We start from the raw sequence: 25,397 nt of genomic DNA, 5'->3' as shown, positions 1-25,397 counted from the left end.
GGCCCTTGGGGTCAGGCCGTCTCGGCGTACAGCTCACGACCGATCAGCATGCGGCGGATTTCGCTGGTGCCCGCGCCGATCTCATACAGCTTGGCGTCGCGCCACAGACGTTCGACCGGGAAGTCCCGGGTGTAGCCCACGCCGCCCAGGGTCTGGATGGCCTCGCCCGCCATCCACGTTGCCTTCTCGGCGGCGTAGAGGATGGCCCCGGCCGCGTCTTTGCGCAGGGTACGCGCGTGCGCGGCGCTGTCACAAGCGCGGCCCACGGCATAAACATAGGCGCGGCAGGCCTGCCAGGTGCTGTACATGTCGGCCAGCTTGCCCTGCATGAGCTGGAACTCGCCGATGCTCTGGCCGAACTGCTGGCGTTCGTGCACATAGGGCAGCACCGCGTCCATGCAGGCGGCCATGATGCCCAGTGGTCCGCCGCTGAGCACGGCGCGCTCGTAGTCCAGGCCACTCATCAGCACCTTGGCACCGTTGCCCACGCCGCCCAGCACATTGGCCTCGGGCACTTCGCAGTGGTCGAAAAAGAGCGGATAGGTGTTGCTGCCCCGCATGCCCAGCTTGTCCAGCTTGGCGCCGTGCGTGAAGCCGGGCCAGCCTTTTTCGACGATGAAGGCGGTCATGCCGCGGGCGCCAAGCTCGATTTCTGTTTTGGCGTACACCACCAGCACGTCGGCGTCCCCGCCATTGGTGATCCACATCTTGCCGCCGCTGAGCAGGTAGTAGCCGTTCTTCGGCTCGGCCTTGAGCTTCATGCTCACCACGTCGCTGCCCGCGTTGGGCTCGCTCATGGCCAGCGCGCCCACATGCTCGCCACTGATCAACCTGGGCAGGTACTTTTTCTTCTGGGTTGTATTGCCGTTGCGGTGGATCTGGTTGACGCAGAGGTTGGAATGCGCGCCGTACGACAAACCCACCGAGGCCGAGGCCCGCGAGACTTCCTCCATGGCGATGATGTGGGCCAGGTAGCCGAGGTCGACCCCGCCGTATTCCTCGGCCACCGTCATGCCGTGCAGGCCGATGCTGCCGAGCCGGGCCCAGAGTTCGCGCGGGAAATGGTTGTCGCGGTCGATGGCGGCGGCGCGCGGGGCGATCTCCACGGCGCAGAAGTCGGCCACGGCTTGGCGCAGCTCGTTCAAGGTGTCGCCCAGGCCGAAGTCCAGGCCGGGCAATGGGCGTGCGGGCATGCGCGTGTCTCCTTGGCCGGGCGGCCTTTCTTGTCGGTGCGGCGTCCAGGCCAAGCGCCTGGACGCCGAGTTCTGGCTCCGCAGCTTAGGCGGTATGGCGGCGCATTTGGTGCCAGAATGGTTGCAAATTGCGCCACGTCGCGGAACCCAGGGTAAGCCCCAGCAGGTCGGCCGATCTCCGTCCCGATCGACCCGGCGCGCTCCACCCACGATGCCCAACACCCTCCAAAGCACCACCGCCGCGGCTCGATCGGCCCGAAGCGGCAAAACCGGGCGTTCCGCCACGCCCATGGCTTTCGTGCGGTCCATCGCACACGCCTATGTGGACCAGGGCAAGGACCCGATGGCTGCTCTGCAGGCGGCACAAATCACGCCATCCGATCTGGCACGCGTGGACGCCCGCGTCAGCGCCGCGCAATTCGAAGCGCTCAACGCGCACGCCATGCAGGAACTGGACGACGAGGCCCTGGGCTGGTTCGCGCGCCGGCTGCCCTGGGGCAGCCACGGCCTGCTGTGCCGAGCCTCCATCACGGCGCCCAATCTGGGCGTGGCGCTCAAGCGCTGGTGCCGCCACCACCGCCTGCTGGTGGACGACATCGTCTTGCACCTGGCCGTGGACCAGGGCCTGGCCTCGGTGTGCATCGAGGAACGGCGCCCCGGGCGCTTCCCCGCCCCGGCCCTGCGCGAGTTCTGCCTGGTGTCCACCTTGCGCTTTCTGCTCGGCTACGCGAGCTGGGCCATCGACTCAGGCCTGGCTCTGCGCTCGGTGTGTTTCCCCTACGCCGCGCCCGCGCACGCCGACGCGTATGCGCTGATGTTCCCCGGCCCCGTGCACTTCGACACGCCCCAGGCGAGGGTGACGCAGACCGCGCTGTGCTTCGACGCCAGCTACCTGGCCCTGCCCTTGCGGCGCGACGAGGCCGCGCTGCGCGTCATGCTCCAGCGCGCCCTGCCTCTGACGGTGCGCCCCTATCGGCGCGACCGCCTGCTGGGCCAGCAGGTGCGCGAGGCCTTGCGGCCCCACGGCACGGACGCCGATCACGCGCACACCGCTCAGACCTTGGCGCTGCAGTTGCACCTCTCGCCGCGCACCCTGCACCGTCAGTTGCAAGCCGAAGGACTGAACCTTCAGGCCCTGAAGGACGAGGCCCGCCGTGGCCGGGCCGAGGACCTGCTGCGACGAACGCAGCGCTCCATCAAGCAAGTCGCGCAGGCGGCGGGCTTTCGGAACGAGAAGAGCTTTGCCCGCGCCTTCCGCGTGTGGACGGGCCAGAGCCCCTCGGAGTTCCGGCGGCAGGCCCAGGAGCTGACGCCATAGCCGGGCCTGGTCCGTCGTCTGCCTTGCGTCCTTGGAGAAGCCCAGAACTCAGGCGAGTGCCTGCGCAGCGTCTTGCCGGGCCTCCCCTCGGGCGTAACGTCCGGGTGGCACGCCCACGTAGCGCGTGAAAGCCACACCAAAGGCACTGACCGAGCCGTAGCCGACGCGCTCGGCGATGTTCGTGATGGCGTTCTCACCCTCTCGCAGCAGCTGCTTGGCCAGCGCCATGCGCCAAGCCTGCAGGTAGCTCATCGGCGCCATGCCGACGGCGCGCTGGAATCGCTGGAAGAAAGCCGAACGCGAAAGCGCCGCTTCGCGCGCGAGCTGCGCGATGCTCCAACCGTCGCCGGGGCGCCCGTGCATGCGGCGCAGGGCCGGTGCGAGCTTGGGATCGGCCAGTCCGCGCACCAGCCCCGGCGAAGCGGCGACGCTGGCCGTGGAACGGAAGGCTTCCACGAGCAGCACTTCGAGCAGACGGGCCATGACGATCTCGCGCGCGGGTCGGTCGGCGCGGGACTCTTCGCCCACCAACTGAGCCAGCGTCGCAAGGCGGTCTTCCCCGCGCACGTGCAGCCACCGGGGCAGCAAGGGCACCAGCAAGGCGGCATCGGGCGAGCCGAACTCACAATGGCCAACCAGCAGGCGCACATCCACCGCGCCCGCCGGGTCGCCGACCCGGGCGCCCCCAGGCATGGGCACGATCGGCGTGGCAACCGCTTCGCCCGCGCGGGGCGGCAACCGGTCCAGGCTGGATGTCGCGAAACCGCGCACCGCGGGGATCAGCACGAAGTCACCTGCTTCCAGCGTGATCGTTTCGCCACCCGCCCGGCCCCCTTCCTCGCCATCCACCGTCAGAAAACAGCGGCCTTCGAGCACAGCCATGTAGAAAGGTTGGCCCAATTCGGCGCGGCGCACGGCCCAGGGGGCCGACGCCACGACGAGCTTGGAAAACAGCGCGCCCGGCTTCAGCAGGGCCACAACTTCCGCCATGGGATCCACCATTCCGTACTTTCTCTACAAATAAATGGACTTTTCATTATAGAAAGTCCTGCGTCCGAGCCCTATCGTCTGGACTTCTGCAACCACCCGCTGGAACTTGTGATGTCCTCCTCTACCTCCACCCTCCTGATCACGGGCTGCTCGTCCGGGTTCGGCCTCGATGCCGCGCGTTTCTTTCTCGACCAAGGATGGCACGTGATCGCAACGATGCGCGTGCCGCGTGCAGACCTGCTGCCGCGCTCGGAGCGGCTGCGGGTGCTGCCGCTTGACGTGACCAACGCCACCAGCATCCGCGAGTGCGTCGAGGCCGCCGGACCGATCGATGCCCTGGTCAACAACGCCGGCGTGGGTCTGCTGGCGCCCCTGGAAGGCGTGACGCTGGACCAGGCACGCGCGATCTTCGACACCAACACCCTGGGCACGATGGCGATGACGCAGGCCGTGCTGCCGCAGTTCCGGCAGCGGCAAGCCGGCGTGATCGTGAACGTGACCTCGAGCGTGACGCTCAAGCCCTTGCCGCTGCTCTCGATCTACACCGGCAGCAAGGCGGCGGTGAATGCCTTCACCGAATCGCTGGCGCTGGAACTCGCGCCCTTCGGCATCCGCGCACACCTCGTTCTGCCGGGCCGCGCGCCCGAGACCCGCTTCGGCGACAACGCGCGCCAGAGCATGGCTGGCGAACCCCACGCGGCCTACGCGGACTTCCAGGCCCGTGTATTCGCCGCGGTGCGTGACACCCACACGCCGGTCACGCGCGCCCAAGACGTGAGCGAGGCCGTGTGGCGCGCCGTGACGGACCCGGCCGCGCCGATGCGTCTGCCCGCGGGTGCCGACGCGCTTGCGCTGGCGGCCGCCTGATCCAGCCAGGCCGCACTTGCGACGCGATGCGACCCCGCGTGGGCGTGTTCAGCGCGAGGATGGGGCCACCGGCTCGATCGGGATGTAGATCTCACCACCCTGGCGGCGGAACTCGGCCGACTTCTGCGCCATGCCTGCGTCCAGTGCCTCGCCGTCGCTCACGCCCTGCGTCTTGGCGAACTCGCGCACCTCTTGCGTGATCTTCATCGAGCAGAACTTCGGCCCGCACATGGAGCAGAAATGCGCCACCTTGGCTGCGTCCTTCGGGAGCGTTTCGTCGTGGAATTTCTGCGCGGTCTCCGGGTCCAGCGAGAGGTTGAACTGGTCCATCCAGCGGAACTCGAAGCGTGCCTTGGACAGCGCGTCGTCGCGTGCCCGCGCACCCGGATGGCCCTTGGCCACGTCGGCCGCGTGGGCTGCGATCTTGTAAGTGATGAGGCCGGTCTTCACGTCCTCGCGGTCGGGCAGGCCCAGGTGCTCCTTGGGCGTGACGTAGCAGAGCATGGCCGTGCCGAACCAGCCGATCATGGCCGCGCCGATGCCGCTGGTGATGTGGTCGTAGCCGGGTGCGATGTCCGTGGTCAGCGGCCCAAGCGTGTAGAAGGGCGCCTCGCCACAGTGCTTCAGCTGCTCCGTCATGTTCGCCTGCACCAGGTGCATGGGCACGTGGCCCGGGCCTTCGATCATGGTCTGAACATCATGCTTCCAAGCGATCTGCGTGAGCTCGCTCAGGGTGCGCAGCTCGGCGAACTGGGCTTCGTCATTCGCGTCCGCGCCGCTGCCGGGGCGCAAGCCATCGCCGAGCGAGAAGCTCACATCGTAGGCTTTCATGATCTCGCAGATGTCTTCGAAGTGCGTGTAGAGAAAGCTCTCCTGGTGGTGGGCGATGCACCATTTGGCCATGATGGAACCGCCGCGCGAAACGATGCCCGTGACGCGGTTGGCCGTCAGGTGGATGAAGGGCAAACGAACCCCCGCGTGGATGGTGAAGTAGTCCACGCCTTGCTCGGCCTGTTCGATCAGCGTGTCGCGGAAGATGTCCCACGTCAGGTCTTCGGCCACGCCGCCCACTTTTTCCAGCGCCTGGTAGATGGGCACGGTGCCGATGGGCACGGGCGAGTTGCGCACGATCCAGTCGCGCGTGGTGTGGATGTACTGGCCGGTGGAGAGGTCCATCACCGTGTCGGCGCCCCAGCGCGTGGCCCAGACCAGTTTTTCCACCTCCTCCTCGATGCTGGACGTGACGGCCGAGTTGCCGATGTTGGCGTTGACCTTGACCAGGAAGTTGCGCCCGATGGCCATGGGCTCCAGTTCGGGGTGGTTGATGTTGGCCGGGATGATGGCGCGGCCCCGCGCCACCTCGTCGCGCACGAACTCGGGTGTCACCATCGGCGGGATGCTGGCGCCGAAGCTGTTCCCCGCCAGGCGCTGCTCGCGCGCGGTGTCGGCCAGGTAGTCGCGGGTCCATGCCAGGCGCTGGTTCTCGCGCAGCGCGACGAATTCCATCTCGGGCGTGACGATGCCACGGCGGGCGTAGTGCATCTGGGTGACGTTGGCGCCGGCCTTTGCCCGACGGGGCGCGCGCTGCAGGCCCGCAGCCTCGGCGCGCAAGGCGGCCAGGGCATCGGTCTCGCCGCGCTTGAGGCCGTCGTCCAAGGCGTAGGGCGCGCGGCCGACGTAGGCCTCGGTGTCACCGCGCTCGGCTATCCAAGCCTCGCGCAGCGCGGGCAGGCCCTTGCGCACGTCGATGGCGGCTTGCGGGTCCGTGTAAGGGCCGGACGTGTCGTAGACCGTGACGCGCTCCCCATTGCTCAGCGCGATCTCGCGCAGGGGCACGCGCAGGTCCGGCCGCGAGCCGGTGAGCCAGGTCTTGCGCGAAGCCGGCAAGGGCGCGCGCGTGAGGGTGAGGAATTGATCGAGGCGATCCGGTGCGTTCATCAGTCAGTCTCCGTGCAAGTTGAGGAATTGCTCGGAGAAGACGACTAGCAAAGACGGTTCACTGAACGCGAACCATGGACGGCGGGGATGTTTCCCCAGGCCAGCAAGGCGGGACAGACAGGCAGCGGATGCGCGGGAACGCAGGCTGCTGAGTCAGGCTCTTCTTACGCCGGTACAAACCGGATCAAGTTCGCGGGTTCGGATTACCGTCTCAGCAGGTCAGGCCTGCACCCCGGGCGAGGGGACTGTAGCGCAATCCATGTGCATCTAAGCATGACCTCGGTCAATTTTTCCCGGACTGCCTGAGTTCTTGAACGCGACTCCGGAACGGAGCAGGCGGGCAAAGGGTGTTGCGCGGCATCCCGATTGGCAACCAACAGTGATGATTGATACCTCCCGATAGTTACTACCGGGAATACGCACGGATTTCTAAAGTTGCTCCCGTCGAACAACGACGTCCTTTCATCTTCAGGAGCATCACCATGTCCACCTCTGTCATCACTTCCCCCATCCACCAAGACCTGAGCGACCGCATCGCCGTCATCACCGGCGCATCCAGCGGCATGGGCCGCGCCGCGGCCATGCTGCTCGCCTCCCGTGGCGCCAAAATCGCCTTGCTGGCGCGTCGCAAGGCGCAACTGGACGAGGTCGCCGCGGAGATCCGGCGGCTCGGCGGAACCGCCTTGGCCATCGCCACCGACGTGACCGACGCGGCCTCGGTGGAGGCCGCCGCGGCCGAGGTCCGCCGTACCTACGGCAACGCCAACCTGGTCTTCAACAACGCAGGGCTGATGCTGCCCGGCGCCATCGGTCAACAACCCCAAGCTGAATGGGAAACGCAGATCGACCTGAACGTCACGGGTGCGATGCGCGTGATCCAGGCCTTTGTGCCCCAGCTCGAGGAAGCCGCGGCGCAAGGTCAGGTGGTCGACCTCGTCAACACCTCGTCCATCGCCGGGCAGTATGTCTATGGTTACTTCGCTGTGTATTCGGCCACCAAGGCTTTCGTCAGCCATCTGAGCCGCCACCTGCGCCTGGAACTGGGCCCCAAGAACATCCGCGTGTCGGTGATCGAACCGGGCATCACCGAGACCGAGCTGCAGAGCCACTTCACCTTCCAGGGCGCCATCGACTGGATCAAGAACGCGGCCCAGTCCATCGAGTTCCTGAAAGCGGAGGACATTGCCACCACCGTGGGCTTCATCGTGTCATTGCCCAGGCACGTCAACCTGCAACAGGTCGTGATCATGCCCACCAAGGAAGGCATCTGAGCACCGTCGCCCACCAAGGCCGGGCCCCTGCGCCGTGATGGCGCTCTCAGTCGGGCGCGGGGCGCCCGCTCCGCTCCAAGGCCCGCAACTCCGCGACGGGCACATGGAAAGGAGACGGGCCACGCAGGCGCTCCACGACGAAGTCAATGAAGCGGCGCACGCGCAGGGGCATGTCCTTGCGCTGCGCATAGAAGAGGTGCAGCCCCATGCGTTCGCTGGTGTGGCGCACCAGCAGGGGCATCAAGGCCCCGGAACGGAGGGGGGCCGCCGCGTTGATGCTGTCGATCTGCCCCAGGCCCAAACCCAGCAGCACGGCCTGCATTTCGGCCTCCGGGTCGCTGCAGCACACCACGTGCCGCGTGGCCTGGTGCACGGTTTCGCCCTTCACCAGGAATTCCCAGGGCATGGGGCGGCCGGTGCCAGGTTGGCGATAGGCGATGCAGTGATGCTGGGCCAGTTCGGCCAGGGTCTGAGGCGCACCGTGCTCGGCCAGGTAGGCCGGCGTCGCGCAGACGATCAGCTGGATCGGAAACAGACGGCGCGACACGACCTGTGCCGTCGGCGGATTGCCAGCCTTGAGGCCCAGGTCTATGCGTTCCTCGACGATGTCCGTCGCGCCATCCTCCAGCACGAGGTCAAAGGTCACGCCCGGATGCAGCCGATGGAACTCGGCGATGAGGGGCAAGAGCACCTTGCGCCCCACTGCCCCACCCGCCCCGACCCGGATCAGCCCCTCGTGACCGCGCGCCGCGTCCTTCACGCCCTGGATCGCGCCGGTCAAGGTCTGTAGGCTGTCCTGCACCGAGACCAGCAGGCGCTGGCCGTCCTCGGTGAGCGAACTCTTGCGGGTGGTGCGATGGAACAGGCGCACACCCAAGTGCTGCTCCAGCTGGCGGATGCTCTTGCTGATCGCCTGCGCCGTCGTGCCCTGCACCTGGGCGACGCGGTTGAAGCTACCCAGCTCGGCGGCGCGGATGAAGGTGGTGATGGCGCGGAGTTCGTCCACGGTCCAGGCCCGGCTTCAGATGGCCTCAGATGGTGGAGGCCTCAGCCGCGCGGCATCAGCGCCACGCCCTCCACGGCCTGGCGGTAGACCGCTTCCAGCGTCTCGGTGCTCTGCACACTGATCTTCAGGTCCTGCAAGAGACCGTCGTGCAGGCCGAAGACCCAGCCGTGCAGGGTGACCTTCTGGCCGCGGGACCACGCATCGAGCATGACCGTGGTCTGAGCCACATTCACCACCTGCTCGATGGCATTGAGCTCCACCAGCGCATCGTGGCGGTGCTTTTCGGGCAGGCTGTCGAGCAGGGCGCGGTGGCGGTCGCGCACGTCCTGGATATGGCGCAACCAGTTGTCGGCCAGGCCGATGCGCGCCCCTTCGAGCGCGGCCTGCACGCCGCTGCAGCCGTAGTGGCCCACGACCATGATGTGCTCGACCTTGAGGCGCTCCACCGCGAACTGCACGGTGGACAAGGCGTTGAGGTCCGAGTGGACGACGATGTTCGCCACATTGCGGTGAACAAAGACTTCGCCCGGCTCCAGCCCCGTGATCTGGTTGGCAGGCACACGGCTGTCGGAGCAGCCGATCCACATGTACTTGGGCTGCTGCTGCGCGCGCAGGCCGCTGAAGAAACCGGGGCGCTCGCGCTCCATCTGCGCGGCCCAGGCGCGGTTGTGGGCAAAGAGGTCTGCAGGCGTCTTGTTCATGTTCGGTATTTTCCCCGATGTGTCCACCCCCTGCATCCGTATCGGCCCGGCCCCCGCCTGCTGGGCAGCGCGAATGCGCTCGTCTGCATACAATGATCCGCTCCCTGGACCCACCGGCCTGCGCATGAACGAATTCGAACGCGAACTGCATTACCCCCTCGGAGACACGCTGCCCGCGGCCGGCGCCACCTTGGAAATCGCGCCAGGCGTGCGCTGGATTCGCATGGCGCTGCCCTTCGCGCTGGATCACATCAACCTCTGGCTGCTGCGCGACGAGATGGACGATCCAGACAAGCCCGGCGCCAAGCTGCAGGGCTGGGCGGTGGTGGACTGCTGCGTCAGCCGCGACGAGTCCAAGGCCCTGTGGGAACAGGTCTTCACCACCGAGTTGGACGGCCTGCCCATCCTGCGCGTGATCGTCACCCACATGCACCCGGACCACGTGGGACTGGCGCATTGGTTGTGCGCACGCTGGAGCACGCCCGAACGTCCCTGCCGCCTGTGGATGAGCGCGACGGACTATTACCTCGCGCGCATCGGCTCGGCTGGCAGCAACGGTTTCGGCGGCGAAGGCGCGGCTGTATTCTTCGCCGCGCATGGCCTGCGCGACCCGGAGTCCATGGACAAGGTGCGAGAGCGCGCCCTTTACTACCCGAGCCTGGTGCCCGCGGTGCCTGCGCAGTTCGTGCGACTGATGGACGGTGACAGCGTGCACATCGGTGCACACACGTGGCGTTGCATCAGTGGCCACGGCCACGCGCCCGAGCACATCGCGCTATACAACGAGGCGCAAGGCCTGCTGATCGGCGGCGACATGGTGCTGCCGCGCATCTCCAGCAACATCAGCGTGTTCGAATCCGAACCGGAATCCAACCCGCTGAAGCAATTCCTGCAGTCCATCGACAAATTCCAATGCCTGCCCACGGCCACACTCACGTTGCCCTCGCATGGCAAGCCCTTCACCGGCCTGCACAAACGCATCCGCCAATTGCACGACCACCACCGCGAGCGCCTCGCTGAGGTCATGCAGGCCTGCGCCGAGCGCCCGCAGTGCGCCGCCGACATCCTGCCCGTGATGTTCAAGCGCAAGCTGGACCTGCACCAGACCACCTTCGCCATGGGCGAGGCCATCGCCCACCTGCATGCCCTGTGGTTCGAGGGCAAGTTGCGCCGCACGCGGGACGCCGATGGCGTGTACCGCTTCCGGGGCTGAGTCCCCCGGACGCCCGCATGCGGATCAACGCGCCACTGCAGAACGACCGACGGGTTGAACGCGTGCCGCAATGACGGAGCACGCCCGGAACATCCGGAGCGCCCCCGCGGTCGAACTCACCGCTTGCTTCTGGAAGGCGCCGCGCCACCACCCCAAGACGCCAGAAGGTAATCCGCCAACTGGTCTGGAACATCGTTGTCAAAGCTCATCAGCAGTTCCGGTGCCTGGGCCTCGGCGGCGGACTTCAAAACCCCGGCCAAGCTCTCACGCTGCGCGTCGGTCGCTGTGTGGTGATGCCGCGTGACCAGGCTGGCCAGGGTGGCATCGCGCAAGCGGTCCGAGCCCAGGACGTACCAGGCATAGTCGATTTCGTAACGCTCAAACGCATCCTTCAGACTCTCGCCGTTCAGCTTGGCCTCTTGCGCGAAATGGTGCAGCGTACGCGTGCTCAGGGTGCTCATGACATAGGCCATGGACGCGGCGTGATCGGTCGCGGAATTTTCGAGGTTCATGGAGAACTCCTGGTGAGATGGCGCGCGTGAGCGCGATGCGCATCGGCCATCCGCCGCGCGGGCGGGCTGGCTGACTGATGCATGAAGGCGGTCCAGCCACAGAGCCACTGCGCGTGCCTTGCACGAAAATGGCACCGGGCCGAGCGGGAACGGCACCACCTGGGCTGCCTCGGCTGCCGCTCAAGGCGCTGCGACGGAATGGCGTGGGAAATAAAAAGCCATCCCGGGGCAGGGATGGCTTTTTTGAAGAGATTCTGGTGGCCTGGGGCGGAATCGAACCACCGACACGCGGATTTTCAATCCGCTGCTCTACCAACTGAGCTACCGGGCCGTGAGCCTGAAATTATAACAGCAAAGTCAGGCCTGATTCTCAAAAACCGGAAGGCGGGCCTTGCAGGCTGTCGATGCCCTCGTCCCGCCCTTCCTCGCCACTCGCCACCACGGGCACGGCGCGCTTGCCGCGCCCCAGGTCCACGCCGAGCTGCTTGAGCTTGCGGTAGAGGTGGGTACGCTCCAGGCCGGTCTTTTCGGCGACGCGGGTCATGGAACCATTTTCATGCGCGAGGTGGTATTCGAAATAGGCTTTCTCGAAGTCATCGCGCGCTTCGCGCAAGGGTTTGTCGAGCTGGAAATGCTGCTTCGCGGGCGGGCCCGGGTCCACGGGCTCCACCACCGAGGCCTCCGGCAGCTGGCCGCCAGCGACACTGGCCAGCGCGCCTGCGGCCGACCGTTGCGCTGGCGCGGCGGAAGCGGCGGTTGCAGGGGTGGCGCTGCTGCGTGCCAGGCCCTGCTCCACGGCCTTGAGCAGTTTCTGCAGGGTGATGGGCTTTTCGAGGAAAGCCTGCGCTCCAATCTTGGTGGCAGCCACCGCCGTTTCGATGGTGGCGTGGCCGCTCATCATGATGACGGGCATGGTCAACAGGCCGGCGGCGGACCATTCCTTGAGCAAGGTGACGCCATCGGTGTCGGGCATCCAGATGTCGAGCAGCACGAGGTCGGGGCGTTCGCGCTGGCGGGCCTCGCGCGCCTGCGCCGCGTTCTCGGCCACCTCGACAGCATGGCCCTCATCATTGAGGATTTCCGAGAGCAGATCGCGGATGCCGAGTTCATCATCGACGACCAGTATGTTTGCCATGGTGTGAACGCAGAGATCTCGAAACGATGGGTGATGCGCGACAGGATGAAAGGACTTCAGGCCGCCGTGACGGGCGGGCCCACGCTGAATGATAACGACACTTGCGCGCCGATCACCTGATCTTCGGCAATACGGTTGGAAAGATCAATGCGCGCGCGATGATCGTCCACGATTTTCTTGACCACGGCCAAACCCAGGCCGGTACCCTTGGCCTTGGTCGTGACGTAGGGCTCGAAGGCGCGCTTGAGGATGGCTTCCGGAAATCCCGTGCCCCAATCCAGCACGGACAGGCGCACCCGGCCGCGCGCGGGGTTCCATTGCGTGCGCACGAGCACCGCGAATTCCGGCCCGCTGCGCCCCGCGGTTTCGGTGGCGTCCTGCGCGTTCTGCAGCAGGTTGTGCAGCACCTGTCGCAGTTGCTGGGCGTCCCCCCGGATGAGCGGGCAGGCCGGGTCCAGCTCGGCGCGCATCAGCACATGCGGCGAGGGGGGTGGCCCGGACAAGAGCGAAAGCTGTGGCGAAGGCTGGGCATCGCCGATGTAGAGTTGCAGCACCTCCTGCACCAGGGCGTTCAAGTCCAGGGGCTTGAGCTCGGCGGCGGGCAGGCGCGCATAGTCGCGGAATTCGTTGACCAGCCGCTTCATCGCGTCCACCTGGTCCACGATGGTCTTGACGGACTTGGTGACCACGGCCTGCTCGGCGGATTCGACCTTGCCGGTGAGCTTTTTCTCCAGCCGCTCGGCGGAGAGCTGGATGGGCGTCAGTGGGTTCTTGATCTCATGCGCGAGGCGGCGCGCCACTTCGCCCCAGGCCTGCGCACGCTGGGCCGAGACGATGTCGGAGATGTCGTCGAACACCAGCAGCCAGAGGCTGCGACCCTGCGCGCCCCCCGGCAATTCAGCGCCACGCACCACCAAGGTCAGCACGTCGCGGTCTTTGGCGCCCAGCAAGTCGGCGAACTCGGACGCACGTTCATCCGACCGAAAAAGCCCCAGCTCGATGGACTGCTGCCAGTGGTCGAGCGAGCGCTCGCCCTGCTCCGCGCGTTCGGCCACGAAGTGGTCGAACTGCAGCTTGATCTGCCGCGCGAAGTCCTCCAGACCGGCGATTTCGGGCAAGCGCCGGCCTTCCCACCGATCAACCGACACGCGCAGGGCACCACGCAGGATCAGCTCGGCGCCGGGGTTGACGGACTGGATGACGCCCTGCGCATCCAGCACCATGACGCCGGCCGTCAGGTTGTCCAGGATGGTCTGCAGGTTCTCGCGCGCGGCGCTGACCTCGTCCATGCTGGTCTCCACTGCGCGTCGCGCGTCCGCCAGCTGTTGGGTCATGTCGGCGAAAGCGCGTGTCAGACCTCCGAGTTCGTCACGCCCCTGCAGGGCGGCCTTGGGCGTCAGGTCACCGGCCGCGACCTGGCGCACGCCCTCGGCCAGCAGCAACAGCGGCTGGGTGATCTGATTGCCCAGGGCCACGGCCAGCAGCACGGCACCAAAGATGGCGAGGAAGAGGCTGAGCGTCAACGTGCCGATGTACATGCGGCGCAGACCTTGTCGGGCCAATGAGCGCTCCTGGTATTCATTGCGCGCCTCGGACACGGCCAAGGCATTGGCCACCAGGTTCTCGGACAGCGCCTGTGTGAGCTCGAGGTAACGCGGTTCGTCCAACGCACCCAGGCTCATGTTCTGACTGGGCACGTTGGGCATGCTGACCAGGGCTTGAATGCGCGCGGGCGCGGGCGCCACGGCATTGCCTTCCTCCAAACCCTCGAACCAGGTGACCACCTGCTGCCGACGCGCGCGTTCCAGTTGCGTGGAGGGCGGTCTTTCGGTGTGCAAGGCGAAGCGCGAGTCGCCCGCGCTGGCGAGCAAGCGCAAGGAGGTGCCCTGGGCGCGCCAGAGCACGGCGTCATGTACCTCGAGTTGGTCGCGCAGACGCTCCAGCATCAGCCCGGCCTCCACGTCCGAGGCGCCCTGCAACTGGCCCGCGGCCACGCGGGCCTTGGCCGCCAGGTCGTTGGACAGCGAGTCCAGCGTGGCACGGCCAAGGTTGAGGCCGGCCTCCAGCGCGCCTTCCACCTGCACGTCGAACCAGCTTTCGATGGAACGTGCGACGAACTGGTAGGACACAACGTAGATCAGCAGGCCCGGCACGAACCCCGCCAGAGCGAAGACCAGCGAGAGTCGCAACAGCAGGCGGCTGCCGAAACGGCGCTCGCGCAGGTGCCGCAGCAGGCGCACCGCCACCCAGCTGATGGCGATGAACAGCATGATGGCCACCACCACGTTCAGCGCGAACAGACGCCCGTAATGCCGTTCGTAGAGTTCGTGCTTGCCGGTCGCCTGGGTCAGCAGGAACAGCAGCACCAGGCTGAGCGCGACCACGATGGTGAGCAACACCAGCAAGGCAAGGCGCAGGGAACCGGGCGCGCGGGCCGCAGCGGAAAGGCGAGGCAGCAGGGCTTTCACGCCGATACCTGCGCGCTCAATCCAGGCGCTCCGCGCTGAAGGTGCGCTGGCGGTTCAGGTCCAGCTCCCAGTCATCGTCACCCAGGGCGCCAATCTGCAAGGGGCGCGGCAACTTGTCGGTGTCGAGGTGAAAGTGGAATTCAATGCGGTGGGTGTCGCCAGCTTCCAGCGCGGACCAGTCCGCCACCCGCCATTGCGCGATGTACTGGATGACGGCCAGGGCTTCGTCCAGGCTGTCGAAGAGTTGAGCCAGCGCCGCGCCGCCGGCCCGCACGGACGGCGCGGACCCCAGGCTGAGGCGCCAGCGTTGCGTGAGCGGCTGGTAGACCAGCCGCCACTGGCGCTGGGCACGGCTGACACGGGCGTCCAGCCACCACCAGCGTTCTCGGTAGATCTCGACCTCGGCCGTGAAGATCACGGACAGGCCTTTGTACAGGGCATCGCGCACCGGTTCCGGTAGATCGAAACGCAGGCGGGTGCCCAGCTCCAACGCATCGCCCTGGCGACGCAGTTCCAGCGGACCGACCGTGGCAGGCTGGGGCACGCGTGAGGTGGACAAGGACGGCGCCGGCAATGCCGACGGCGTGGAAAGTGCGGGCGACGAACCGGGCGGTGGCGGGTGACCACTCGCTGCGTCGCTCGATGCCGGCTCGTCGGCCCCGGCCGGGGCGGCTTGGGCCGCGTTGGCGACGGGGGTCAGCGTCAAACCCGGCACCATGAGGGTGAGGGCCGCGCCCCAAATCAGGGCATGGCGCAGACAAGCCGAGGCCTCAGCCCCCCTCTTTTGCCAACAGCGCGTAATAAAAGCCATCGTGCCCACGGATAGCATTGTCCGTGAGCGCCTCGGATTGAAACGCCGAATGAGGCCATAAATGCCCCGGAGCGGGTCGTGAAGACGCCTCTTTGTTGTGCGCAAGAAACGCCCGCACCTGTTCTTCCCCCTCGGCCCTGAAAACTGAGCACGTGCAATAGAGCAGCCGGCCCCCGACAACCAGGCGGGGCCAGAGCGCCGCCAGCAATCGCGCCTGCTGGCGAGCCAGACTGGCGATGTCGCTCTCGCGGCGCAGCCAGCGCACGTCCGGATGCCGCCGCACGATGCCAGAGGCCGTACAGGGTGCGTCCAGCAGGATGGCGTCGAAGCGCAGATCGTCCGTCAACCCGGCCTGTCGCCAAGCCACCGGGTCGCCCGCGTCGGCAGCCACCACCTGGGCCTGCAGGCCCAGGCGTCGCAGGTTTTCGTCAATGCGCCGGCAACGCTCGGCGTCAACGTCCAGCGCGACGACCTCCGCATCCAGGCCCCGCGCCGCGATCAGTTCAAGCAAGTGCGCCGTCTTGCCGCCGGGTGCGGCACAGGCGTCCAGGATGCGCAGCGGGCGGGTGGGTGTCGGCACGGGCGGCAGATCATCCAGCAGCAGGGGCGCGGCCAGTTGGGCCGCCGCGTCCTGCACGGACACGCGCCCCTGCGCGAAACCCGGAATGCGGTGCACGGGCAAGGGCCGTTCCAGCGTCACGCCCTGGGCACCATTGCGCTGCGCGGCCAGGCCGACCGCCTGCAAGTCGGCGAGGTAGACCTCCACCGGGCCTTGCGCGAGGTTGACACGCAGGGTCAGCGGGGGCGGACGGTTGTTGGCGTCCAGCACGGCCTGCCAATGCGCGGGCGCCTCCTGTTGCAGGCGCGCGATCCACCAACGCGGATGGTTCCAGCGTGCCAGCAGCGCCGTGGCCGGGTCTTCGTCGATCTCCGCCAGCAGATCCACACGTTCGCGCAGGAAACGGCGCAGGCAGGCGTTGAGAAACCCCGCGCTGTTGCTGACGGCGCGCGAGTCATGGCGTTTGGCGGCTTCAACCGCCTGGTTGACCAGCGTGTGGGCGTCGTAGTCCTGCGCCTCCGCGCTGGCCAGCGCCAGGGTCAGGCACAGCAAGGCGTCCACCGCGGGCGCGGGCTTGCGCGGCGCGAGCAAGGCGCGCAGGGCTTCGGCACGACCGAGCCCGCGCAACGCGGCGTAGGCCAGTGCCTGCACGCCCGGGCGCAGACCGGGGGCCACGGACTCGAGTGCGTCGCCGGCGGAACGGCCCGCGCGCACCATGGCCAGCAGCTGGGCAGCGGCCTGCAACTGTTGCCACAACTCGGGGGCACGGGTGGCGCCGGGCACGGCGGAGGCGTAAATGTCAGTCATGCGACAAATAAAAACGCCCCAAGGCGTGAACCTTGGGGCATGGGCGCGGGCCAAACCAGAGGGATGGCCACGCGGCGGCGATTACTCGCCTTGCTCGGCGGCCGTGGCCGCGGCGCCTTCGTTGCTGGCTTGGGCGGCTGCCAGTTCGACCGCTTCAGCATCCGCGATGGCGCGGCGCTCGGCCTCGTCCATGTTCTCGCGCACCTTGCGGGCCTCGTGGTAAGCCATGCCGGTGCCCGCGGGAATCAGGCGACCGACGATGACGTTTTCCTTCAGACCGCGCAGCTCGTCGCGCTTGCCCATGATGGCGGCTTCGGTCAGCACGCGCGTGGTTTCCTGGAAGGACGCGGCGCTGATGAAGCTGTCGGTGGACAAGGAGGCCTTGGTGATGCCCAGCAGCAAGTTGGCGTAGCTCGCGGGGATCTTGCCGTCCTTGCGCAGCGCATCGTTCGTGTTGAGGATTTCCGAACGCTCGACCTGCTCCCCCTGGATGTAGTTGGAGTCGCCCGAGTTCTCGACCACGACACGGCGCAGCATCTGGCGCACGATCACTTCGATGTGCTTGTCGTTGATCTTCACGCCCTGCAGACGGTAGACGTCCTGCACTTCGTCAACGATGTAGCGCGACAGCTCCTCAATGCCCAGCAGGCGCAGGATGTCTTGCGGGTCGGCCGGACCGTCGACGATGCTTTCGCCCTTGTTGACCACCTGGCCTTCGTGCACCAAGATGTTCTTTTCCTTGGGCACGAGTTCTTCCCAGACCTTGCCTTCGGGGTCGGTGATCTGCAGTCGCACCTTGCCCTTGGTTTCCTTGCCGAAGGAGACCGTGCCGGTCTGCTCGGCCAGCACGCCCTTGTCCTTGGGCGAACGGGCTTCGAAGAGCTCGGCCACGCGCGGCAGGCCGCCCGTGATATCGCGGGTCTTCTGGCCTTCGACCGGAATGCGGGCCAGCACCTCGCCGGGGCCCACGTCCTGGCCGTCGCGCACCTGGATCAGCGCGCCGATCTGGAAGCCGATGGTCACCGAGTGATCGGTGCCCGGAATCTTGACTTCCGAGCCCGAGGCATCGAGCAACTTGACCTGCGGGCGCACGACCTTGGCGGAACCACGACGCTTGGGGTCGATCACGACCAGCGTCGACAGACCCGTCACTTCGTCCACCTGCTTGGCGACCGTCAGACCTTCCTCGACGTTCTCGAACCTCACCTGACCGGCGAATTCCGTGATGATCGGGCGGGTCAGCGGATCCCAGTTGGCGAGGATGGCGCCAGCCTTGACGGTCTGGTCGGCCTTGACGGTCAGCACCGCGCCGTAGGGCACCTTGTGGCGCTCGCGCTCGCGGCCGTGCTCGTCATGGATGACGATCTCGCCGGAACGGGCGATCACCACCAGTTCGCCCTTGCTGTTCGTGACGTAACGCATCGTGGCGTTGAAACCAATCACGCCGTTGGACTTGGCTTCCACGCTGGAGGCGATGGCCGCGCGCGAAGCCGCGCCACCGATGTGGAAGGTGCGCATGGTCAGCTGCGTGCCGGGCTCACCAATGGACTGGGCAGCGATCACACCAACCGCCTCGCCCACGTTGACTGGGCCACCGCGGCCGAGGTCGCGGCCATAGCACTTGGCGCAGATGCCGAAGCGGGTCGCGCAGGTCAGCGCGGTGCGCACCTTGACTTCGTCCACGCCCAGGAGCTCGATTTCCTCGATGGTGTCCTCGTCCAGCATCTGACCCGCAGGCACCAGCACGGCGCGCGTCTCGGGGTGCAGCACGTCCTCGGCGGCGGTGCGGCCCAGGATACGGTCGCGCAACGACTCGATCACTTCACCACCCTCGACGATGGCGCGCATCAGCGAACCATCATGCGTGCCGCAGTCGTCCTGCGTCACCACGAGATCCTGCGTCACGTCCACCAGGCGGCGGGTCAGGTAGCCGGAGTTCGCGGTCTTCAGCGCCGTGTCGGCCAGGCCCTTGCGGGCGCCGTGCGTGGAGATGAAGTACTGCAACACATTGAGACCTTCACGGAAGTTAGCCGTGATGGGCGTCTCGATGATGGAGCCATCGGGCTTGGCCATCAGGCCGCGCATGCCGGCCAGCTGCCGGATCTGCGCGGCGGAACCGCGCGCGCCCGAGTCGGCCATCATGTAGATGGAGTTGAAGGACTCCTGATCCACCGTCTTGCCATGGCGGTCGGTGGTCTTCTCGACGCGCAGCTGGTCCATCATGACCTTGGAGACCTTGTCGCCAGCCTTGCCCCAGATGTCCACCACCTTGTTGTAGCGCTCGCCCACGGTGACCAGACCCGAGACGTACTGCTGCTCGATGTCCTTCACTTCCTTCTCGGCGGCTTCGATGATCTCCTGCTTTTCCTTGGGGACCAGCATGTCATCGACCGAGATCGAGATACCCGCGCGCGTGGCCAGGCGGAAGCCGTTCTGCAGCAGCTTGTCCGCGAACACCACGGTTTCCTTCAGCCCGCACTTGCGGAAGGAAACGTTGATGAGCTTGGAGATTTCCTTCTTCTTGAGCGCCTTGTTGATGTTTTCGAAAGCCAGGCCCTTGGGCAGGATTTCGGACAGCAGGGCACGGCCCACCGTGGTCTCGACCAGCTTGGTCTCGGGCACGAAATCACCCGAGGTCTTGTCCTTGGTCCACTCGGTCAGGCGTACGTTGATCTTCGCGGTCAACTCGACCTGGCTCGAATCCAGCGCACGCTGCACCTCGGCGACGTCGGCGAAGATCATGCCTTCGCCCTTGCCGTTCGTGCGCTCGCGGGTCGTGTAGTACAGACCCAGCACCACGTCCTGCGAGGGCACGATGGAGGGCTCGCCGTTGGCGGGGAAGAGCACGTTGTTGGAGGCCAGCATCAGCGTGCGGGCTTCCATCTGCGCTTCCACCGACAACGGCACGTGGACGGCCATCTGGTCACCGTCGAAGTCGGCGTTGAAGGCGGCGCAGACCAGCGGGTGCAACTGGATGGCCTTGCCTTCGATCAGGATGGGTTCGAAAGCCTGAATGCCAAGGCGGTGCAGCGTAGGCGCGCGGTTCAGCAGCACCGGATGCTCCTTGATCACCTCTTCCAGGATGTCCCACACCACCGGCGTGCCGGATTCGACTTCCTTCTTCGCGGCCTTGATGGTCGTGGCGATGCCCATGGCTTCCAGGCGCGAGAAGATGAAGGGCTTGAACAGCTCCAGGGCCATCAGCTTGGGCAGACCGCACTGATGCAGCTTGAGGGTCGGGCCCACGGTGATGACGGAACGACCCGAGTAGTCGACGCGCTTGCCCAGCAAGTTCTGACGGAAGCGACCGCTCTTGCCCTTGATCATGTCGGCCAGGGACTTGAGCGCGCGCTTGTTCGCGCCGGTCATGGCCTTGCCACGGCGGCCGTTGTCCAGCAGGCTGTCCACGGCTTCCTGCAGCATGCGCTTTTCATTGCGCGCGATGATTTCCGGCGCCTTCAGTTCGAGCAGGCGACGCAGGCGGCTGTTGCGGTTGATGACACGGCGGTAGAGGTCGTTCAGGTCGGAGGTCGCGAAGCGGCCACCGTCCAGGGGAACGAGCGGACGCAGGTCCGGCGGCAGCACGGGCAGCACCTCCAGCACCATCCACTCGGGCTTGATGCCGCTCTTCTTGAAGGCTTCCAGCACCTTGAGGCGCTTGGCGTTCTTCTTGACCTTCATCTCGGAACCGGTCAGGTCATTGCGCAGGCGTTCGATCTCGACTTCGATGTCGATGCCTTGCAGCAATTCCTTGATGCCTTCGGCGCCCATCTTGGCCTGGAATTCGTCGCCGAACTCCTTGACCTTGGCGTCGTAGTCGTCCTCGCTCATGATGCTGAACTTCTTCAGCGGCGTCATGCCGGGGTCAGTCACCACATAGGCTTCGAAGTACAGCACGCGTTCGATGTCGCGCAGCGTCATGTCCAGCACCAGGCCCAGACGCGAGGGCAGCGACTTCAGGAACCAGATGTGAGCGCAGGGCGCGGCCAGGTCGATGTGGCCCATGCGCTCGCGGCGCACCTTGGTCTGCGTGACTTCAACACCACACTTCTCGCAGATCACGCCGCGGTGCTTGAGGCGCTTGTACTTGCCGCACAGGCACTCGTAGTCCTTGATCGGGCCAAAGATCTTGGCGCAGAACAGGCCGTCACGCTCGGGCTTGAAGGTGCGGTAGTTGATGGTTTCGGGTTTCTTCACCTCGCCGAAAGACCAGGAACGGATCTTCTCGGGTGAAGCCAGACCGATCTTGATGGCATCGAAATGCTCATCGGGGGTGAACTGCTTGAACAGGTCGAGTAGGGATTTCATGAAACTCTTTCCTTTTCAAATCTAATTAGGAACGCTCGAGTTCGATGTCCAGGCCCAAGGAACGGATTTCCTTGACCAGCACGTTGAACGATTCCGGCATGCCGGCTTCGATGGCGTGCTCGCCCTTGACGATGTTCTCGTACACCTTGGTGCGGCCCTGCACGTCGTCGGACTTGACGGTGAGCATTTCCTGCAGCACGTAGGACGCGCCGTAGGCTTCCAGCGCCCACACTTCCATTTCGCCGAAGCGCTGGCCGCCAAACTGCGCCTTGCCGCCCAGCGGCTGCTGGGTGACGAGTGAGTACGGACCGGTGGAACGGGCGTGCATCTTGTCGTCGACCAAGTGGTGCAGCTTGAGGTAGTGCATGTACCCCACGGTGGTCGTGCGCTCGAAGGCGTCGCCGGTGCGACCGTCGTACAGCTGAGCCTGGGTACGGGTCTCGTTCAGGCCCTTGGTCTGGGCCACGTCGTCCGGATAGGCCAGCTTGAGCATGCCGCGGATTTCGTCCTCGGTCGCGCCGTCGAACACCGGCGATGCGAAAGGCACGCCGCTCGTGAGCTCCTGCGCCATCAGGCGCAGCTCATCGTCCTTCAGCTTGGCCAGCTCTTCCTTGCGGCCGGCACCGTTGTAGACCTGCTCCAGGAAGCCGCGGATCTCGGTCGTGGCGGCCTCGCGCTGCAACATGTCGCCGATGCGCTGGCCCAGGCCCTTGCCGGCCCAGCCCAGATGGACTTCGAGCACCTGGCCGATGTTCATGCGCGAAGGCACGCCCAGCGGGTTCAGCACGATGTCCACGGGGGTACCGTCGGCCATGTAGGGCATGTCTTCGACCGGGGTGATCTTGGAGACCACGCCCTTGTTGCCGTGACGGCCGGCCATCTTGTCACCAGGCTGCAGTCGGCGCTTGACGGCCAGGTAGACCTTGACCATCTTGAGCACGCCCGCGGGCAGCTCGTCGCCCTGCGTGAGCTTCTTGCGCTTCTCTTCGAAGGCCAGGTCGAAGCTGTGGCGCGTCTGCTCCAGGCTGTTCTTGATGGATTCCAGCTGCGAAGCCACCTCGTCATCCGCCGGGCGGATGTCGAACCAGTGGTGCTTCTCGACGGAGGTCAGGTAGGCCTTGTCGATCTTGCTGCCCTTGGCCAGCTTCTGCGGGCCACCGTTGGCGACCTTGCCGTTGAGCAGTTTCTCGATCCGGTCGAAGGCGTCGGCCTCGACGATGCGCAGCTGGTCGTTCAGGTCCAGGCGGAAACGCTTGAGTTCATCGTCGATGATCTGCTGAGCGCGCTTGTCGCGCTGGATGCCCTCGCGGGTGAAGACCTGCACGTCGATGACAGTGCCTTGCGAACCCTGGTCCACGCGCAACGAGGTGTCCTTCACGTCGCTGGCCTTCTCGCCGAAGATGGCACGCAGCAGCTTCTCTTCCGGCGTCAGCGTGGTCTCGCCCTTGGGCGTGACCTTGCCCACCAGCACGTCCCCCGGCACCACTTCGGCGCCGACGTAGATGATGCCGGACTCGTCCAGGCGGTTGAGCTGCTGTTCGCTCAGGTTCGGGATGTCGCGGGTGATTTCCTCGGCGCCCAGCTTGGTGTCGCGCGCCATGACCACCAGTTCCTCGATGTGGATCGAGGTGTAGCGGTCGTCGGCCACCACGCGCTCCGAGATCAGGATCGAGTCCTCGAAGTTGTAGCCGTTCCAGGGCATGAAGGCGATCAGCATGTTCTGGCCGATCGCGATTTCACCCAGGTCGGTCGAAGCGCCGTCCGCGATCACGTCACCCTTGGCCAGCTTGTCACCCTTCTTGACGATGGGACGCTGGTGGATGTTGGTATTCTGGTTGGAACGCTGGTACTTGATGAGGTTGTAGATGTCCACGCCCACTTCACCGGCCACGGCTTCGTTGTCGTTGACGCGGATCACGATGCGGGTGGCATCGACCGAGTCGACCACGCCGCCGCGCGTCGCCGTCACAACGGTGCCGGAGTCGATGGCGGCCACGCGCTCGATGCCGGTGCCGACCAGCGGCTTTTCCGGACGCAGCACGGGCACGGCCTGACGCGACATGTTCGCGCCCATCAAGGCGCGGTTCGCGTCGTCGTGCTCAAGGAAGGGAACCAGCGAAGCCGCCACGGAGACGATCTGCGCCGGCGACACATCCATGTACTGGATGCGGTCAGCGCCGCAGAGGATGGATTCACCCTTCTCGCGGGCGGACACCAACTCGTCGGTCAGCTTGCCGTCCTTGTCCAGCGTGGCGTTGGCCTGGGCGATGACGTACTTGCCTTCCTCGATGGCGCTGAGGTAGTCGATCTTGGTCGTGACCTTGCCGTCTTCCACGCGACGGTACGGCGTCTCGATGAAGCCGTATTCGTTCAGGCGGGCGTACAGGGCCAGGGAGTTGATCAGGCCGATGTTCGGGCCTTCCGGCGTTTCGATCGGGCAGACGCGGCCGTAGTGCGTGACGTGCACGTCGCGCACTTCGAAGCCGGCGCGCTCGCGGGTCAGTCCGCCCGGGCCCAGGGCCGAGACGCGACGCTTGTGCGTGATTTCGGCCAGCGGGTTGGTCTGGTCCATGAACTGCGAGAGCTGGGACGCACCGAAGAACTCCTTGAGCGCCGCGGAAATCGGCTTGGAGTTGATCAGGTCGTGCGGCATCAGCGGCTCTTGTTCAGCCTGGCCCAGACGTTCCTTCACGGCCTTCTCGATACGCGCCAGACCGGTGCGGTACTGGTTCTCGGCCAGTTCACCGACGCAACGCACGCGGCGGTTACCCAGGTGGTCGATGTCATCGACTTCGCCGCGGCCATTGCGCAGGTCCACGAGGATCTTGACCACGGCCAGGATGTCCTCGTTGGTCAGGACCATGGGGCCCGCGGGGTCCGAATTGCCCAGCTTGGCATTGAACTTCATGCGACCCACGCGCGACAGGTCGTAGGTGTCCGGGTTGTAGAACAGACGCTGGAACAGGGCCTGCACGGCGTCTTCCGTGGGCGGCTCGCCGGGGCGCATCATGCGGTAGATGGCCACGCGCGCGGCGAACTCGTCCGTCGTTTCATCGCTGCGCAGGGTCTGGCTGATGTAAGCGCCCTGGTCCAGCTCATTCGTGTAGATGCACTGCAGCTCCTGCACGTTGGCGGTGCGCAGCTTCTTGAGCAAGGCCTCGGTCAGCTCTTCGTTGGCCTTGGCAATGATCTCGCCCGTGTCGGGGTCGACGATGTTGCGCGCGACCACGCGACCGACCAGAAAGTCTTCCGGCACGCTGATGTGGGTGGTGCCGGACTGCTCCAACTCGCGCGTGTGGCGCGCGGTGATGCGCTTGTCCTTGGCGATGATCACTTTGCCCGACTTGTCGGTGATGTCGAAGCGCGCCACTTCACCGCGCAGGCGGTCGGCCACGAACTCCATCTGCGCGCCGCTGTCCTGCAGGCGGAAGTTGTCGTTGACGAAGAAGTTGGCGAGGATGGTTTCCGGATTCAGGCCGATGGCCTTGAGCAGGATCGTGACCGGCATCTTGCGGCGACGGTCCACGCGGAAGTAAAGAATGTCCTTGGGGTCGAACTCGAAGTCCAGCCAGGAGCCGCGGTAGGGAATGATGCGAGCCGAGAACAGCAGCTTGCCCGAGCTGTGCGTCTTGCCCTTGTCATGCTCGAAGAACACGCCCGGCGACCGGTGCAGCTGCGAGACGATCACGCGCTCAGTGCCGTTGATGATGAAGGAACCCTTGTCGGTCATGAGTGGCACTTCGCCCATGTAGACCTCTTGTTCCTTGACTTCCTTGACCACCTTGTTCTGCGACGTCGAGGACTCGCGATCATAGATGATGAGCTGCACGCGCGCACGTACGGCGGAAGCGAAGGTCAGGCCACGGGTCTGGCACTCGCGCACATCGAAGGCCGGCTTGGCCAGGCTGTATTCGAGGAACTTCATCTCGACAAAACCGTTGTGCGAGACGATGGGGAAGGCCGCCTCAAAAGCGGCCTGCAGGCCCTCTGGCTTGCGCTTGGTGGAGGACAGATCCGCCTGCAGGAAGCTCGTGTAGGCGTCCTTCTGCATCTGCAGGAGGTAAGGAATTTCCAGCACGCTGTCGCGGCTGCCGAAGCTCTTGCGGATGCGCTTGCGTTCGGTATAGGTGTAGGCCATGAGATCTCCGGGCTATGAGGCTCTAGGCGACTGGCGCGTCGGACGCGCGCACGCGCACGTCAGCAGGCTTGGTGGTTGGCCGCTACCAACCTCTGGCGGACGGCCGCGCGTTGCACACGGCCCGAACCAAGGCATCTTCTGCAGTCGGGGTCAGAAGACACT

At 65.9% G+C, this 25,397-nt stretch carries 16 protein-coding genes and 1 tRNA gene; 4 read left to right on the top strand and 13 right to left on the bottom strand.

Annotated elements, in window-relative coordinates:
* Positions 1–11: 11 nt before the first annotated feature.
* Positions 12–1,193, bottom strand: a complete 1,182-nt coding sequence (locus DW355_RS04990; protein WP_131278225.1) for an isovaleryl-CoA dehydrogenase — start codon at positions 1,191–1,193, stop codon at positions 12–14.
* Positions 1,194–1,404: 211 nt separating this feature from the next.
* On the opposite strand from DW355_RS04990, the gene DW355_RS04985 reads away from it, so the two are divergent.
* Positions 1,405–2,511 (top strand): AraC family transcriptional regulator, encoded by a 1,107-nt coding sequence (locus DW355_RS04985; RefSeq protein ID WP_165493121.1) that lies wholly within the window; start codon positions 1,405–1,407, stop codon positions 2,509–2,511.
* A gap of 48 nt (positions 2,512–2,559) precedes the next feature.
* On the opposite strand, the gene DW355_RS04980 is transcribed toward DW355_RS04985, so the two are convergent.
* Positions 2,560–3,513: an AraC family transcriptional regulator gene (locus DW355_RS04980; protein WP_131278224.1), complete on the bottom strand. Its 954-nt coding sequence runs from the start codon at positions 3,511–3,513 to the stop codon at positions 2,560–2,562.
* 99 nt (positions 3,514–3,612) lie between these two features.
* On the opposite strand from DW355_RS04980, the gene DW355_RS04975 reads away from it, so the two are divergent.
* On the top strand, positions 3,613–4,368 hold the full coding sequence (locus tag DW355_RS04975; protein WP_131278223.1) for an SDR family oxidoreductase: 756 nt from the start codon (positions 3,613–3,615) through the stop codon (positions 4,366–4,368).
* 48 nt (positions 4,369–4,416) lie between these two features.
* Here DW355_RS04975 and thiC read toward each other — a convergent pair whose 3' ends face one another.
* Positions 4,417–6,306 carry a phosphomethylpyrimidine synthase ThiC gene (gene thiC / locus DW355_RS04970; RefSeq protein WP_131278222.1) on the bottom strand — a complete coding sequence of 630 codons (1,890 nt, stop codon included), beginning with the start codon at positions 6,304–6,306 and terminating at the stop codon, positions 4,417–4,419.
* A gap of 482 nt (positions 6,307–6,788) precedes the next feature.
* Here thiC and DW355_RS04965 point away from each other — a divergent pair, with 482 nt between their 5' ends.
* Positions 6,789–7,577: an SDR family oxidoreductase gene (locus tag DW355_RS04965; protein WP_131278221.1), complete on the top strand. Its 789-nt coding sequence runs from the start codon at positions 6,789–6,791 to the stop codon at positions 7,575–7,577.
* 46 nt (positions 7,578–7,623) lie between these two features.
* Here the strand turns inward: DW355_RS04965 and DW355_RS04960 are convergent, their stop codons facing one another.
* Positions 7,624–8,583 carry a LysR family transcriptional regulator gene (locus tag DW355_RS04960; protein WP_131278220.1) on the bottom strand — a complete coding sequence of 320 codons (960 nt, stop codon included), beginning with the start codon at positions 8,581–8,583 and terminating at the stop codon, positions 7,624–7,626.
* Between the two features lie 41 nt (positions 8,584–8,624).
* The gene (gene can, locus DW355_RS04955; protein ID WP_131278219.1) at positions 8,625–9,284 is read right to left on the bottom strand and encodes a carbonate dehydratase; all 660 of its coding nucleotides are present in this window, start codon (positions 9,282–9,284) and stop codon (positions 8,625–8,627) included.
* A 124-nt stretch (positions 9,285–9,408) separates the two neighbouring features.
* On the opposite strand from can, the gene DW355_RS04950 reads away from it, so the two are divergent.
* Positions 9,409–10,497 carry an MBL fold metallo-hydrolase gene (locus DW355_RS04950; RefSeq protein ID WP_131278218.1) on the top strand — a complete coding sequence of 363 codons (1,089 nt, stop codon included), beginning with the start codon at positions 9,409–9,411 and terminating at the stop codon, positions 10,495–10,497.
* A gap of 116 nt (positions 10,498–10,613) precedes the next feature.
* On the opposite strand, the gene DW355_RS04945 is transcribed toward DW355_RS04950, so the two are convergent.
* The 8 genes from DW355_RS04945 to rpoB all read right to left on the bottom strand — a co-directional run bounded on the left by DW355_RS04945 (position 10,614) and on the right by rpoB (position 25,235).
* Complete coding sequence (locus DW355_RS04945; protein WP_131278217.1) at positions 10,614–11,009, bottom strand: hypothetical protein; 396 nt, start codon at positions 11,007–11,009, stop codon at positions 10,614–10,616.
* Between the two features lie 255 nt (positions 11,010–11,264).
* Positions 11,265–11,340: transfer RNA gene (locus tag DW355_RS04940), tRNA-Phe, on the bottom strand.
* A 39-nt stretch (positions 11,341–11,379) separates the two neighbouring features.
* Positions 11,380–12,144 carry a response regulator gene (locus DW355_RS04935; protein WP_131278216.1) on the bottom strand — a complete coding sequence of 255 codons (765 nt, stop codon included), beginning with the start codon at positions 12,142–12,144 and terminating at the stop codon, positions 11,380–11,382.
* 56 nt (positions 12,145–12,200) lie between these two features.
* Positions 12,201–14,612, bottom strand: a complete 2,412-nt coding sequence (locus DW355_RS04930) for a sensor histidine kinase (RefSeq protein ID WP_131278215.1) — start codon at positions 14,610–14,612, stop codon at positions 12,201–12,203.
* A gap of 16 nt (positions 14,613–14,628) precedes the next feature.
* The gene (locus tag DW355_RS04925) at positions 14,629–15,318 is read right to left on the bottom strand and encodes a DUF4390 domain-containing protein (RefSeq protein ID WP_165493120.1); all 690 of its coding nucleotides are present in this window, start codon (positions 15,316–15,318) and stop codon (positions 14,629–14,631) included.
* A 64-nt stretch (positions 15,319–15,382) separates the two neighbouring features.
* Positions 15,383–16,789, bottom strand: a complete 1,407-nt coding sequence (gene rsmB / locus DW355_RS04920; protein ID WP_131278213.1) for a 16S rRNA (cytosine(967)-C(5))-methyltransferase RsmB — start codon at positions 16,787–16,789, stop codon at positions 15,383–15,385.
* Positions 16,790–16,870: 81 nt separating this feature from the next.
* The gene (gene rpoC, locus DW355_RS04915; RefSeq protein ID WP_131278212.1) at positions 16,871–21,097 is read right to left on the bottom strand and encodes a DNA-directed RNA polymerase subunit beta'; all 4,227 of its coding nucleotides are present in this window, start codon (positions 21,095–21,097) and stop codon (positions 16,871–16,873) included.
* Positions 21,098–21,122: 25 nt separating this feature from the next.
* Positions 21,123–25,235, bottom strand: coding sequence for a DNA-directed RNA polymerase subunit beta (gene rpoB / locus DW355_RS04910; RefSeq protein WP_131278211.1), 4,113 nt, complete (start codon positions 25,233–25,235; stop codon positions 21,123–21,125).
* Positions 25,236–25,397 lie beyond the last annotated feature (162 nt).

The organism is Hylemonella gracilis (genome assembly GCF_004328645.1).
GTDB lineage: Bacteria > Pseudomonadota > Gammaproteobacteria > Burkholderiales > Burkholderiaceae_C > Hylemonella > Hylemonella gracilis_B.
Note: the sequence above shows the minus strand (reverse complement) of the source record. Positions and strands in the feature narration are given on the sequence as shown.